Source organism: Sphingomonas yunnanensis (genome assembly GCF_019898765.1).
Lineage (GTDB): Bacteria > Pseudomonadota > Alphaproteobacteria > Sphingomonadales > Sphingomonadaceae > Sphingomonas > Sphingomonas yunnanensis.
In genome coordinates, this window is record NZ_JAIOKB010000003.1 from 215,372 (window position 1) to 229,021 (window position 13,650).

Here is a 13,650-nt window from a genome sequence, read left to right on the forward strand (position 1 = left end):
TAGCGGGTGCCTAGCTGCTCCAGCGCCCCGGATGAGCGAAGGCGCCCATCGCCGAACTAAGCGTTCATGCGGATACCTCGCGCTTCCGCCCAACCAGGCCAACTTGGAGTTCCGCTAAACACTTAAAGCGATCGATGACCGAGTTGAACGAGCGGCCGGAATTGGGGGGGCGCACAGGGTGCCCGAACGTCCGTTTTTGGGTCTCGCCGGTTCTGACACGAGGGCGCTCTGCCACCTGCACAATCATACGGCGTGGTGCCGCCTGCGCGCCAAGCGAGAGTCTTAGCGATCCCTGCGGCTTCAGCGGGGAGGGACAGGAAGGTCGATGGTCACCGCCGCGTGCTGACGAGAAAGTCGATCAGCAACTGCGCCACTCGCTCGGGCGCTTCGCGCTGCGGAAAATGGCCGACGCCGGGCAGGCCGACCAACTCGAAGGGCCCGTCGAACTTCGCCGGCACGCGCTCGAAGCTGGCGGGTGCAGTGACGCCATCTTCGTCGCCCTTGATGAAGAGGGCGGGCAACGAGAGCGTTGCCGCCGCCTTGATCCTGGCCTCGAGCCACTCGCTCCGCGGATCGAACGGTGCGTTCTCCCAGCGCGAGCGATAGCTGTGCAGCGTCACGTCGATCCAGTCGGGATTGTCGAACGAGCGTGCGACGCTTCGGAAGGTGGTCTCGTCGAACCAGCCGAGCGGTGCCCAATTGACCCAGTGCACGTGCGCGAACCCGTGTGGGTCGCGCCGCACTGCTTCCTCACCGCGCGCGGTCGCCATGAACCAATGGTACCAGTAACGCTGCGCCTGCTCGAAGCCGGGCGTCGGCATGCCGCCGAGCCGCGGCGGGGTCGCCAGCATCGTCAGCCGCTCCACGCGATCGGGCCAGCCGACCGCGAGCGCCTCCGCGATGTTCGAGCCCCAATCGTGACCCACCACGGCGAAGCGACCGATACCGAGCGCGTCGAGCAGCGCGATCATGTCCATGGCATGGGTCGCGCTGTTGCCGGTGCGCGGCGCCGCGGGGTCGCGGAAGCGGGTCGCGCCGAACCCACGCAGCGTCGGCACGATAACGCGCCGGCCGGCCGCGGCGAGCCCGGGCACCACGCCGTCCCAGGTCGAGGCGTCGTCGGGCCAGCCGTGGAGCAGCAACACCGGTGGACCGTCGCCGGGGCCCGCGACGGCGTAGGCGAGGTCGAGGTCGCCCGCGGTGATCGTCGGCATCGCGTCGCGCCTCAGCCGACCGCCGGGAAGCGGGCGCTGTCGTGCATCGGGCAGCCGTTGTAGCGCGCGCGGAACGCCGCCGACATCTCATAGGCCTGTCGCCGCGCGCGATTGACCGAGCCGAGCGGCCGATGCGCGGCGAGGCCGTGCCAGGGACTGAAGAAGGTGTTCTCGTCGACCGCACCGGCGAGGTCCGTTCCGATCGACAGCTGCGGCGCCACTGTGATCCGCGCCACGGTGCGATACGGGCTCGCGGCCTCGTCCCACTCGACCGAAGCGTCCTCGATCGGCATCGCGTCGAGGTCGGTGTTGAGCTGTACGCGCAGCTCCCACTCGCCGCCGCGCTCGACGATCGTCTCGCGGATAACCTCCCGCAGCGCGTCGGGACGACCCGACGTGTTGACGCTGTCACCGGTCAGCTCGGTGAGGTTGGACGACACCGGTACCAGCGCGAACTTGGCGATATACGCACCGTAGCGGAACGGTACCTGGCTGTAATAGCTGTCGCCGAGCGGGTGCGTGATCGGCGTGCCGCCCATCGTCGCGATCATCGCGCTCTTGCCGCCGACCGCCTCCAGCGCGGTCTCGACCCCGCGCAGCGTGGCGGAGAGCAGCTTCTTGGCCCATTCGGCGCGATCGGTCGTCGCGGCGAGCTGCTTGAGGCTGCCGAGGAACGCCTTGGCGTCGGGCGCGGCGAAGGCGGGCGCGTTGACCAGGATCAGGTTCTGCGTCGTGTCCTCGGCCGAGTCGGGCAAGCGCTCGCCCGCGACGTCGAGGACTTTCAGCGCCAGCCCGCGCGGCGCCGAGACCGAGTCGTCGAGCAGGTCGCCCGGGTTGGTGGAGAAGCGCATCAGCACGCGGTGCGCGCCCGCTTCGGCGAACAACCCCTGCGCCAGCTCGGGCGGCAGGCCGTCGACGATCGCGATCTCGCCGGAGAGGATGCCATGCGCCTTGGCGTGGACGCTGCGTACCGCGTGACCGTAATCTTCCGAGGTGGTCTCGGTTATCGAACGCATCGTGTCGATCAGGTCGCGGTGGACCGTCTCCTCGTCCTCGATCGGGGTTTCGACGCTGTCGCTGTAGCGGACGGGGATGGCGGTCATGGGCTCTTCTCGCAGGCTAGGGGGCTGTTGGGGTTATCGGGCGGGGGTGAAAGCGAACAATCGCGTGGGCACCGATGCCGGCGCACCGGGCTTGAACCACGCGGTGTCCTGGATATGGCTCGCGGTCACGTAGATGCGCCCGTCCGGACCTTCGGCGAAGGTATCGGGCCAGCGGAGCCGGCGATCGGTGAGCACCGTCTCGACCGTCGCTCCGCTCAGGCGCTTGATCGAGTAATCCTGCGGCGAGGTGAGGTAGAGCACGCCCGCCTTGCTCATCCACAGCCCGTCCGCGACATGGGTGCGCGTGATGGTGCGCACGCCCGCGGCGCGGCGTGCTTCTGCCACGTCGCGAGCGAGAAGCGCGGTGTCGATCGAGTAGAGCGTCTGGCCGGTCAGCGCCTGATAGAACAGCGTCTTGCCGTCATTCGAGATGGCGATGCCGTCGGCGGCGAAAGCGGGTTGCCGACCATCGGGGCGGCGCATTGGAGCGCCGTCGAGCGTGACCGTCACGGTCTTGTCGACCTGGGTCGAAGGATGACCGTCGAGCGTCCGCCAGCTCTGGCCGCTCTCCAGATCCACGACGATGATCGCACCGCGCGTACCGCTGTCGGTGATGTACCCCAGTTTGCCGTCGGGGGAGAAACGGATGTCGTTGAGGTAGGTACCCTGCAGCGCCACGTTCTCGGGCACCGGGATCACCTTGGTGACGGTATCGGTCTTGAGGTCGACGCGGACGAGCTTCGGCGCGCCCGTCAGGATCTTCTCGTTGCCCGGCGCGCCGGGATCGAGCACCCACAGGTTGCCGCGACCGTCCGGAACGATGGACTGCACGCAGACGAAATGGTCGCCGACCGCGAGCTCGCTCGACCGGGCGTTGCGCCACTCGTTCCAACGCGCGTCCGGATAGGGCCTGAGCGACCCGTCTTTCATGACCTCCGCCACGGAGATCGGCGCATCGTCCGTCCAGCGTGGGAAATTGACGAAGCGACGCCCATCGGCGACCACCGCTACGCCCGTGGCCTGATGGTCGAACTGTGCGACTTCGGTCAGTTGCGAGGGTCGCTGCGCGAGCGCTGCTCCGCCGACCGAGGCGATCAACGCGACCGCGATGGCTGCGGTGAGATAGGGGTTGGCTCGCTGCACGTCATGGCTCCGGCTAATCGAGAGGGAAGATCGGCGACATCTCGAGCGCAAACACCCGAACGCGGCATCTGGCCCACGTCCTCGCGCGGGGGACTGGACGTCCCCCGCCCTGGCCTCAGCGGTGCGCGGGCGCCGCGAAGGCCGCCTTCAACCTCGCGACCGCGAGATCGTTGGCGTCCTTGGCGCCGCGGACGACCTTCGCCATGCCGAAGAACTCGTGCGTCACGCCCGGATAGGTCTTCTGCTCGACCTTGACGCCGGCCGCGCGCATCGCCGTGGCCAACGTCTCGCCGTCGGAGCGAAGCGGGTCGATCTGCGCGTTGATGATCGTCGTCGGCGGCAGGCCGCGCAGGTTCGCCGCGACGAGGTTGAGGCGCGGGTCCTGCGCGTCCGCCGGGCTGACCTGATAGTAATAGCCGAACCACTTGAGCATCGCGGCGTTCAGCGGCTTGGCGTTGACCGAGTCCCTGCGCGAGGGCAGTGTCATGCTGCTGTTGGCGATCGGATAGACCGAGACGATGTGGCGCGGGACGGTCAGGCCGTTGTCGCGCGCGTAGACCGCGGTCGCGACCGCTAGATTGCCTCCGGCGCTCTCACCGGCCACCGCGATCTTCTCAGGGTCACCGCCCCAGCTCGCCGCCTGCTGCAAGGTCCAGCGATAGGCCGCCGAGGCGTCGTCGTGCTGCGCGGGGAACTTGAATTCGGGAGCGTGGCGATATTCGACGGACACCACGATCGCGTTGAGCGCCTTCGCCATGGCGCGCGGGGCAGCGTCATACGTGTCCACGTCGGCGATGACCCAGCCGCCGCCATGATAATAGACGATCACGGGCATCGGCTTGCGGCCTACCGGCGCCGCCGCGGGCCTGTAGACGCGCGCGAACTGCTTCGGGTCCGCGCCATAGGGCAGATCCTGCGTCGTCACCGTCGAGTCGGGGGCGGTGGATATGCCCTTCTTCGCCATGACCGCCTTCGCACCGTCAGTAGCGGAAGGCTGCATCCGCGCCTCGGCGGGCGTGAGTGACTCGATCGGCTTGCCACCGAGACCGGCGAGCGCGTCCAATACCATCTGCATATCGGGCGCGGCTTTCGGCGGCTGGGTCGCGCTGGCGGGTGGTGCGGCGGGCGGCGGCGCGCTCGGAGAGGACGGCGATTGCGCCAGCGCGCCGGCGGAGGCTGTCAGCGCGGCGGCCGCGACAATGCCGGCGCGCAGAGACAGCTTCGAGACGGATACCATGCATTCCTCCTGTTGTTCGAACCTGAACAAAGCGAGCGCCGGCAACGTTTCTGTACGGAACCGTCCCAAGCCGAAGGCGGTCCGGGAGGATGAGGAATGACGGTCCTATCGTTTGCGAGCAGCACGCCAGCGAATCCGGCTGCCGGCATCGGCGGATCGATCGGCAACAAGCTGCTGGCCGGCTGCTCCGCGCAGGACCTCGCCCTGCTGCGACCGCATCTGCAGCCGGTGACGTTCGCGGTGGGCGACTTCATCGCTCGCGCCGGCGAGCAGATCGACAGCATCTGCTTCCTCGAGCAGGGTATCGCCGGCGTGCTGGACTCGCTCGACGATGACCGGCGCTACGCCGTCGGACTCGTCGGCGCCGAGGGCTTCATCGGATGGCCGCTGCTGATGGGCAGCGATCGCTCCCCGTACGATGTCACGATGCGGGCCGAACAGGGGCAGGCCCAGCGGATCTCCGCCGACGCGTTGCTGGCCGCCATCGATCGAAGCGCCACGCTTCGTCTCGCCCTCCTGCGTTACGTCCATATTTTCATGCTGCAGATGGGACGGACGATCGTGTCGTCGCTGGCGCATGCGGTAGACCGCCGCATGGCGCGCTGGATCCTGCTGTACCATGACCGCGTGCAGAAGGATGAGATCTGCATGACGCACGAGGAGTTCCGGCTGATGCTCGGGGTTCGGCGGAGCAGTGTCACCGAGGCGCTGCATCGGCTCGAGGGTGAGCAGGCCATCCGCTCCGTGCGCGCCAAGGTGCTCGTGCACGATCGGGCTAAGCTGTTGACTCTAGCTGGTGACACCTACGGTCAGCCGGAACAGGAGTATGCTCGACTGCTAGGCTGAGGCGTAGTGTGCTCTCTCGCTCAACCAGTCGCCCCGTCAGGCCCGCGAGGTGCAGTCGATCGGAGGCGTTCTTCCTTGAGCTCGTCGATCGCCTTCTGCAGATTCTCGGTCGAGCCGAATTGGAAAGGCAACTGTGAAATATAGGCAGCGCACATCGCGAGCCGTTCGGCGCGGTCCTGCTCCGACAGGGCATAACGTAATCGCACCGGCTCGTCCGGTGCCGCCATAGCACGGCGAAGGTAGGGCCAATCCTCCCAGAGCAGGTGGTCGGCGCCGGTCGCGGCGAGCGCGTCACGGACCAGCCAATGGTCGACGTGATCGCCGACGGCAAGCGGACCGAGCAGCCGATCGGGCGCCAGTCGGTCGATCTGCTCGCCGAGCGCGACCGTGAGCGGCGCGAGCAGCCCGTCATCGCTCCGCCGGTCGGCGAACAGGGCGGGGGCGCAGGCATAGCCGCGGTGCGGCGCTTCGAGGAACGGCAGGTGGATGGCCTCGGCGCCGATCACGGCGCATGCGTCGCGATCCTCGCTACGACGCAGCTCCATATAGTCGACGTCGGCGGGAAGGCCCTTGTCGAGCTGACAGGCGAGCGCGAAGCCGGTCGGCCGCGCGACGTTGTCGGTGAAGCAGGTGACGATGGTGACCCGGTCGCCGGCACGCGCCCGTGCGGCGAGATACCCGCCGACCGAGAAGGCGGCATCGTCGAGATGCGGCGAGATGGCGACGACATGGGTCACAGCAGGTGCGGCTCCGAGCGGAAACGACAGGGGTGCATGGGGATGGCGGCGGACAAGCCGGTCGGCGGCGGTGCGGCGCGCACCCTGTCGTAGATCGCCATGATTTGCCGCCCCACCGTGTGCCAGCTATAGGTCCGCCGACATTCGATCAGCGCCGCATCGGCGAGCCGATGACGCAGGCCGTCGTCGTTCACGAGGCTGGAGAGGGCGGTCGCCTGCGCCGCGACATCGCCCGGCTCGACCAGCAGGCCGTTCTCACTATCGCGGATGCAATCGACGACGCCGACCGACCGGCACGACAACACCGCCTGTCCGCTCGCCATCGCCTCGAGGATCGTGTTGGAGAAGCCCTCCGCATAGGTCGGCGAGACGAAGACGTCGTGCTCGCGATACAGAGCGGGGACGGTGTCGTAATCGGCATAGCCGCTGAAGGTGACTCGGTCCGCGAGCTCGAGGTCCGCGGCGAGGGCGCGGGCGGCGTCATAGTCGGGTCCGATCCCCGACACGGTGCACTGCCATTCGCCTTCGACGGCGCTCAGAGCGTGCAGCATATCGAGGACGCCTTTGCGGCGATCGACGCGGCCATGATAGAACAGGCGGACCGGTCCGTTGGCAGGACGCGACACCGCGGGCGGCGTGAACCGCTCGGTGTCTACCGCACCGGGCACGATCGTGAAGCGCGCCAGCGGTGTCCCGAGCCGCTCGTGCACCTCTTGCGCGAAGCTGGTGCCGCCGATCAGCAGCGCATTGGCGTTGGCGAGCACCCGCTCCATCGCGATACGGTGCGTGTCGCAGCACGATCCCACCCAATGGCCGTCGCCGCCCTGGATCGAGACGACGCAGGGCAGGCCGAGCGCCTGCGCGGCGAGCAGGGTCGCCCAACCGGTGGGATAGCCATATTGCGCATGGAGCACGTCGAACGGCGTACGCGCATGTTCGGCGGTGATCGCCGCGACGATCGCGTCGACGTCGCGTTCGAAATCGCCGCCCGCCTGCTCGCCGAGCGCTTCCAGTCCGACGACGTGCACGCCGGCAACGTCTGGCGGCGGCCCGCCGCCGTAGACACGCGCGCGCGCCGGATCGCCGTAATATTGGCTGATCATCGTCACGTCGTGACCGGCCGCGACGAGCTGGCGCAGCAGGTTGATGGCATAGATCGACATGCCCGAGATCGCCGGGAAGAAGCGGCGCGAGACGAAGCAGATCCTCACGCCGCGATTCCCCGCAGGAAGGCGATCGATTCCGGGATCGCGGCATGCGCGCGCGGGCTCTCCCGCGACAGTTCGACGCAGACGAGCCGGTCGAAGCCGATCGCCTTCAGCGCCGCCAGCACCGCCGGCATGTCCATGTCGCCCTCCCCGAACGGCAGATGGGTATGATCGCCGCGGCGCATGTCCTCGATCGCGACCGTGCCCAGCCGGTCGGCATAACGCCGGATCGCCTCGGCGGGGTCGATGTCCTGGGTGACCAGGCAATGGCCGGTGTCGAGCGCCAGCCGCAGGCGGGGATGGCGCTCGGCCAGTGCCGCATAGTCGCCGGCCGTCTCGATCAGCATACCGGGTTCCGGTTCGAAGCTCGCCTCGACGCCGACCGCCTCCGCATGGTCGAGGACGCGGTCGAGACCCTCGTCGAGCCACTGGCGCGCCTGCTCGTGCGCGACGCCGGGCTTCGGCACCCCGGCCCAGAAGGACATCGTCTCGCTGCCCAGCCGCGCCGCGACGTCGAGCGCGCGGCACAGGAAGGCGACGCGCCGCGCGCGTCCTTCCGCCGCGGCGGCGATCAGGGTGGGCTCGTGCTTGTCGCGCGGGTCCAGCAGATAGCGCGCGCCCGTCTCGATCACGCTGCCCAGTCCCAGCCGCTCGAGCAGGCCGGCGACGCGCGCGGCCTCGCGCTCCCAATCGGGTGCGTAAGGGTCGAGGTGGTGGTGATCCAGCGTCAGGGCGACGCCGGCATAGCCCGCATCCGCGATCAGCCGCAGCGCATCGTCGAGCCGGTGATTGGCGGCGCCATTTGTGTTGTAGGCATAGCGCAGGCTCATGCCGGCGCTCCCTGCCACCCGACGTGATGCGCCTCCGGCTCGCGATAGAGGGGGTAGAGCGGCCCGACGAGCCGATCCGCCGCCTCGGTATCGAACAGCGGATGGCCGAGGCGCTCGGCATCGGCGGCGGGCAGGCGGATAGGCTGCAATGCCGCGCCGGCCTCACCGAACTGGATCAGCGGCGAGTCCATTGCCAACAATTTCTCGGTGTTGCGCGTGCCGATGCGGTAATAACTCATTGTCTCGACCTCCATGCCAGGGACGATCACCTTGACGACGCTGAGCGCGCGGTCTTCGGGCGACATGTCGACATAGAAGACGTCAAATCCGGCCGCCTCGACCGCGGCACGCGCGGCTGCGGCGCGGGCGTGGCCGTCCGGCGCGGGCGAGGAGGGCAGAGCGGAGAAGGGATGGCGCGACCGTTCGGCGAGGACGCTGCCGCCGAGCCAGTCGCGCAGCGTCGCCGCATCCTGCCGCGTCCATTCCTGCATCGCGGTGAAGGCCCGTGAGTCGGTGGATTTCGCCGCGCCGCCGGCCTGCGCCATGAAGCGACGGACATAGCCGTCCGGCGCGACGGTCTCGACCAGCGCGCGCGCGCCGTGGGCGAAGGCCTTGCGCGCGCGACTGGCGGCGTATTCGGTCAGGCATTTCTCGAGCGCGGCGGTGCGATCGGGGTGGCAGGCCTCACCGCACGCCGTCACCATGATCGGCGCGGCGGGCTCGCCGCGCGTGTCGATGCCGACGCAATAGAGGTTGGGCAGCCCATATTGATCGGTCGCGAACTTCGGCATCGCGCGGATGCCCGCCGCCGCGAACCGATCGAGGATCGCCTGCGTCGAGGGCGATAACGGTTCGTCGAGATCGAGCATCACGCCCTGATCGAGCGCGCGGAACAGAAGGCCGTTGCCGTCGCGTTGCAGGATCTCGCACAGGCCGTGGCCGATCGCCCAGTCGAGATCCGGACCGGCACCCATGCCGTTCGAGATGATCGTGGTGAACGGCACGTAGCCCGGCGACAATTCCTTCGACGAATAGGCGGCGAGGTCGATCGGCACGAGCACGGTCGAGCCGTCCGCCCAGCGCTTCGCCTCGACCCAGTCGAGTTCGCTGTCCCAGCAGACCGGCGATCCCGCGGGCAGGCCGAGCGTCAGCGGGTCGGCGACGGCGCGGGCCCCGAGGGCGCGGACGAGATCGGCGTAGCTGCCCCGCGTCTTCGCCCGGCGGGCGAGCGTCAGCGTCGGCCAGACCATCTCCGCGATCTCGCCGAGCCCGCCGAGGATCGCGGCCTCGTCGGTCGCGCCGTAACCGACGCCATAGGGCATGATCCCCGACAGGGCCGGATCGTCCGGGAAGAGAGCGACCACCCACACCGGTAGGCCGAGCCGGTCGAGCGCGTGGATCGGGAAGGCGACCACGTCGCCCTTCGGAAAGGCGGCGAGATACCGCTGCGCCGCAGGGCCGAGGTCGGCCGGCATTCCGGTCATTCGCGGGTTCGATGTCACAGCGTCATCCTCTTTACACCGGGAGCCCGCGCCAGCCCGTCGTCGAGCGCGCGCAGCGCCAGCGTCCGGTCGATGTCGGGGGCGAACTCGAACGGCGTCAGTACCGCCTCGAAGGCGAGCGGTTCGATCACGTCGCGGTACCGGCGCAACTCGGCGTGGGTGAGCGGGATGTCCTTGTGGAACGCCTTGTGACTGGAGATCGCGTGACTGCGTCCCTGGCCATCCTGATCGATCTTGAACATGTCGCCGCAGAACAGCCGCCGGCCGGGGGCATCGTACAGGCAGGCCTGCCCCTCATAATGGCCGCCGACGTGATGGAGGGTATAGCCCGGCGCGAGTTCGAGCGTGTCGTCGAACGGGGCGGTGACGCGGAACGCCTTGGTCATGCGCAGATCGTCGCGCTGGATCGCGACGATCTCCGGCTCGAACCGGCGTTGCAGTTGGAACAAGGCGCCATAGCCATGCGCATGGCTGGCCGACAGATAGGCGATGCCACCCAGGGCGGCGATCTGCTCCAGCATCGCGTCCGAATAATAAGGCGCTGCCTCGAAGGCGATGTTGCCGCCGCCCCGCACGATCAGCCATCCGGTCCCGGCGAGGCCGAGCGCGGGACGGGTGGCGAAGGCCCACAGCCCCGGCGCGACCTCGCGGCCCCCGCCGTCATGCGTCGCGGCGACCTCCGCCTCGGGCAGGAAGTGCCAGCCGTCCGCGGGCAGGTCGTTGCGCACGTCGCTGCACACCGGGCAGTCCGGCGGGGCGAAATGATGCTGCCAGAAGCCGCAATTGGCGCAGGCGAACCAGCTCAAAGCCATGATCGGGCCTCTCCGTAGGCGCTGTCGAACAGCCGCATCAGCGCGAGGTCGCGCGGCATCGAGAAGTCGTGGGGGGCGCCGGCCGCTGCCTGCATGAAGGCCTTGGCCTGGGCCGCGAACGGCGACGTCGCGCCGTCGAAGGCGATGGGCGTCTCCTCGCCGGTCGTCGCGCAGCGCCGCACCAGCGTGCCGCCCGCGGTCTGCCCCATCGTGTCGGTCGCGACGAGCAAGCCGCGCTCGCCGAGCACCTCCAGCCGGCGGCGCGGCAGCACCTCCGCGCAATTATAGGCGACGTGGCTCTGGAACAGCACGCCGCTCGCCGTCGCCCCGGTCAGCATGCCGCCGTCGTCGACCGGGTAGGCGTGGATCCGCCGTTGCAGCGCGATCGACAGCCGGACCAGCGGCTCGCCGAGCAGGCGCTGGCACAGATCGAGGCCGTGCAGCGCCAGATCGATCACCGCGCCGCCGCCCGCGCGCACCGGATCGGCGCGCCAATTGTCATGCGCCCCACCGTCGGGCGTCCAGGCCGGATCGACCCAGCAGGCGTAGACGATCCGCACCGCCACCGGGCGCCCGATCGCATCCGCCACGATCGCGCGCGCGAGGGCGCCGTGCGCGGGGTGGTGACGCTGGTCGAAGGCGGTGCCGTAGAGCATGTCGGCCGACATGGCTGCTGCCATCGCCTCCGCCTGGTCGAGCGTCGCGGCGATCGGCTTCTCGCATAGCACCGGCACGCCGGCGGCCGCACAGGCGCGGACCGGATCGAGGTGCGCATCGTTGGGGGTCGCGACATAGACGAGGTCGCAAGCCCGCGCGGCGAGCATCTCGACCACGCTGTCGAACACCGCCAGACCCTGCGCCGCTGCCCGCGCCCGGGCGGACGGCGCGGGATCAGCAATGGCGGTGACCCGGCCGCCGGCCGCCGCGATGGCGGGCGCCATATAGTCGCGCGCGACCCAGCCGTACCCGGCGATGCCCCAGCGCATTACCAGCGCTCCGGCAGGTCGACGACCCGGCGCAGGCGGACGGCGTCGGTGGTCGGCAGATCCGCATCCGGCTGCGCCCACAGGCAGCCATCGCCATATTCGTCGTGATAGCGGTCGGACGGCCACGTCACGCCGTGCGGACCCAAAAGCGGGTTGGGGCGCAGCATCGCGTCGGGAGGCGGCATCGCGAGACCCTCATCGACCCGGCGGCCGGGATCGTCGCCGTGCCGCTCGACCAGCGACCAGGCTTCGACTCGACTGTCCGCCCCCCAGCCGACCGGGTGAGGCGTCGCCCGTCGCATCAGCGCGTCGAGCAAGGCGCGTTCGTCGTAGACGGTCGCGTCGGCGAAGATCGCTTTCCATTCCGCCGCGCGCTGAGCCGGCCCCTTGGCGCCGCCGGCATAATCGAGATTGTGGATATGGCTGATCGCCAACACGCCAGTCGGCGCCACTGCGGCGCGAAGGCTTGCCGCGACGCGCGGCTGATCGGGCAGGAAATAGAAGGCGTCGTGGCAGGTCACGAGGTCAAAGCGCGCGTCGGCGATCGGCCAAGGCGCCGCCGCATCGAACACCACGTAATCGGCCGCCGGCGCCACCCAGTTCTTGGCGAGCCAGCATTTGGCGAACACCACATCGGCACCGGTGCACGCCACGCCGCGGCGGGTGAGCTCGCGTAGATAATGGCCGATACCGCACGCGAGCTCGAAGGCAGTGGCGGGCGCCTGCCAATGCGCCTCGACCAGCGCGAGACCGGCGAGATAGGTCGGATCGCTCCAGCGATAGGCGAAATAATCGGCCACGGGGCCCAACCGCAGCAAGGCCATCGCCTCGCGCAGCGTCAGTTCGTCGCGTCGGCGGACCAACTGCTTGAGCTCGCCGAGATCAGTGGCCGGCCCGGTCCACCAATCGTCCTGATCGGTCAGCAGCGCGACGAGCGCATCGTCGGGGCAGCCGGCATCGAGATGGTCGAGTGCGACCGCGACCAGCCCCTCGCTGTCGGTGCGCAGATAGGCGATGCCCTCGACGACCGGCCAGCGCTCGCCCGGCGCGGCCAGCGAATGGGGGCTATCCGCGACGAGCGCTCGGCCGGTGACGGGCGAACGATAACTCACGCCAGGCCCGCGTCCGCCAGGATGCGGTCGTGGAACGCCTTGACCGGGCCGTCGTGGACGAGCCCGTACTCGTCGAGCACGATCGTCATCGACAGGCGCGTGGCGCGCATATGCTGTTCGATCTCGAGGACGCGATCGAGCACGTCGGCGACGTGGAAGGCGCGTGCCTCCGGGGTTTGGTCGCCCGCGATCGGGGCAAGGGCATCGCGCACCGTGTCCGCCAGCGCCGGATCGGCGGCGGCGAGTTCGCCGAGGCTGGCATCTCGCGCCCGCTCGATCACCGCCTCCAGCAGATCGCCGAGCAGCATCTCGCCCGAATAGCCGCTGTCCGCCAGATCGGCATTGTGCAGGTGATGCGCCATGCCGGCGAGGAAGACGCGCACCGGATCGGCGCCGTGCCACGGACTTGCCAGCACGCCATAGACCGCGACCATCAGGCAATGTTCGGCGTGGTTCTCGGCCGGTTGCAGGATGATCCGCGGTGCGCCGGGGCAGGTCACGCCGGCGCGCGGCTGGCGCGCGAGCTTGCCCACGAAGGCCGGCGTATTACCCGCCGCGGGCCTGCCGAGCGACAAGGCTCCACGCAACCGCTCGCGCAGCGCCGGCTCGAGATCCCCACTTATCGCGCCGAAGGCGCGGTCGAGCACCTCGACAGCACCGTCACCGACGCCGAGCGCCCGCAGCGCGGCGAGATCGAGGTCGCCCAGTCGCGCCGATACCAGCGCCGCGCCGACCACTCGCTCCATCACCTGCGTAGGTGCGTCGCCGCGGACCAGTGCGGCCCAGCCGGAGACAAACAGGCGTTCGGCGATCGATCCCGGCGCCGTGGCGGAATAGATCCGTTTCAGGCCCCCAAGTTCGCGGAAGAGGGGCAGGGCGGCCGGCGAGAGCTTGCCCGCTCGCGCCGCCCCCGCCGGCAT

Annotated in this window: 13 protein-coding genes; 1 reads left to right on the plus strand and 12 read right to left on the minus strand. The window is 69.3% G+C overall.

Going from position 1 to position 13,650, the window contains the following annotated elements; all coding sequences use genetic code 11:
* Positions 1-329: 329 nt before the first annotated feature.
* The 4 genes from K7957_RS10735 to K7957_RS10750 form a co-directional block, all read right to left on the minus strand.
* Entirely contained in the window at positions 330-1,214 is an 885-nt protein-coding gene (locus K7957_RS10735) for an alpha/beta fold hydrolase (RefSeq protein ID WP_223011978.1), read from the minus strand.
* A gap of 11 nt (positions 1,215-1,225) precedes the next feature.
* A complete protein-coding gene (locus K7957_RS10740; RefSeq protein ID WP_223011979.1) occupies positions 1,226-2,317 on the minus strand; it encodes a catalase family protein in 1,092 nt (363 codons plus the stop codon).
* A 33-nt stretch (positions 2,318-2,350) separates the two neighbouring features.
* Positions 2,351-3,460: an L-dopachrome tautomerase-related protein gene (locus tag K7957_RS10745; RefSeq protein ID WP_343228377.1), complete on the minus strand. Its 1,110-nt coding sequence runs from the start codon at positions 3,458-3,460 to the stop codon at positions 2,351-2,353.
* Between the two features lie 115 nt (positions 3,461-3,575).
* The gene (locus tag K7957_RS10750) at positions 3,576-4,697 is read right to left on the minus strand and encodes an alpha/beta hydrolase (protein WP_223011980.1); all 1,122 of its coding nucleotides are present in this window, start codon (positions 4,695-4,697) and stop codon (positions 3,576-3,578) included.
* A 96-nt stretch (positions 4,698-4,793) separates the two neighbouring features.
* Here K7957_RS10750 and K7957_RS10755 point away from each other — a divergent pair, with 96 nt between their 5' ends.
* Entirely contained in the window at positions 4,794-5,543 is a 750-nt protein-coding gene (locus tag K7957_RS10755; protein WP_223011981.1) for a Crp/Fnr family transcriptional regulator, read from the plus strand.
* A gap of 20 nt (positions 5,544-5,563) precedes the next feature.
* On the opposite strand, the gene K7957_RS10760 is transcribed toward K7957_RS10755, so the two are convergent.
* Genes K7957_RS10760 through K7957_RS10795 form a run of 8 tightly spaced genes read right to left on the minus strand, consistent with a single transcriptional unit; the run spans position 5,564 to position 13,650 of the window.
* Positions 5,564-6,280 (minus strand): PIG-L deacetylase family protein, encoded by a 717-nt coding sequence (locus tag K7957_RS10760; RefSeq protein ID WP_223011982.1) that lies wholly within the window; start codon positions 6,278-6,280, stop codon positions 5,564-5,566.
* The gene (locus K7957_RS10765) at positions 6,277-7,491 is read right to left on the minus strand and encodes a glycosyltransferase family 4 protein (protein WP_223011983.1); all 1,215 of its coding nucleotides are present in this window, start codon (positions 7,489-7,491) and stop codon (positions 6,277-6,279) included. Before K7957_RS10765 ends, K7957_RS10760 begins: the two co-directional genes overlap by 4 nt.
* Positions 7,488-8,318 carry a sugar phosphate isomerase/epimerase family protein gene (locus K7957_RS10770; protein WP_223011984.1) on the minus strand — a complete coding sequence of 277 codons (831 nt, stop codon included), beginning with the start codon at positions 8,316-8,318 and terminating at the stop codon, positions 7,488-7,490. The genes K7957_RS10765 and K7957_RS10770 overlap by 4 nt, the downstream gene beginning before the upstream one ends.
* Positions 8,315-9,802 carry a YcaO-like family protein gene (locus K7957_RS10775; protein ID WP_223011985.1) on the minus strand — a complete coding sequence of 496 codons (1,488 nt, stop codon included), beginning with the start codon at positions 9,800-9,802 and terminating at the stop codon, positions 8,315-8,317. Before K7957_RS10775 ends, K7957_RS10770 begins: the two co-directional genes overlap by 4 nt.
* Before the next feature lie 14 nt (positions 9,803-9,816).
* Entirely contained in the window at positions 9,817-10,632 is an 816-nt protein-coding gene (locus K7957_RS10780) for an MBL fold metallo-hydrolase (RefSeq protein WP_223011986.1), read from the minus strand.
* A complete protein-coding gene (locus K7957_RS10785; protein ID WP_223011987.1) occupies positions 10,623-11,618 on the minus strand; it encodes a Gfo/Idh/MocA family protein in 996 nt (331 codons plus the stop codon). Before K7957_RS10785 ends, K7957_RS10780 begins: the two co-directional genes overlap by 10 nt.
* Entirely contained in the window at positions 11,618-12,730 is a 1,113-nt protein-coding gene (locus K7957_RS10790) for a class I SAM-dependent methyltransferase (RefSeq protein WP_223011988.1), read from the minus strand. Before K7957_RS10790 ends, K7957_RS10785 begins: the two co-directional genes overlap by 1 nt.
* Positions 12,727-13,650: a hypothetical protein gene (locus K7957_RS10795; protein ID WP_223012258.1), complete on the minus strand. Its 924-nt coding sequence runs from the start codon at positions 13,648-13,650 to the stop codon at positions 12,727-12,729. The genes K7957_RS10790 and K7957_RS10795 overlap by 4 nt, the downstream gene beginning before the upstream one ends.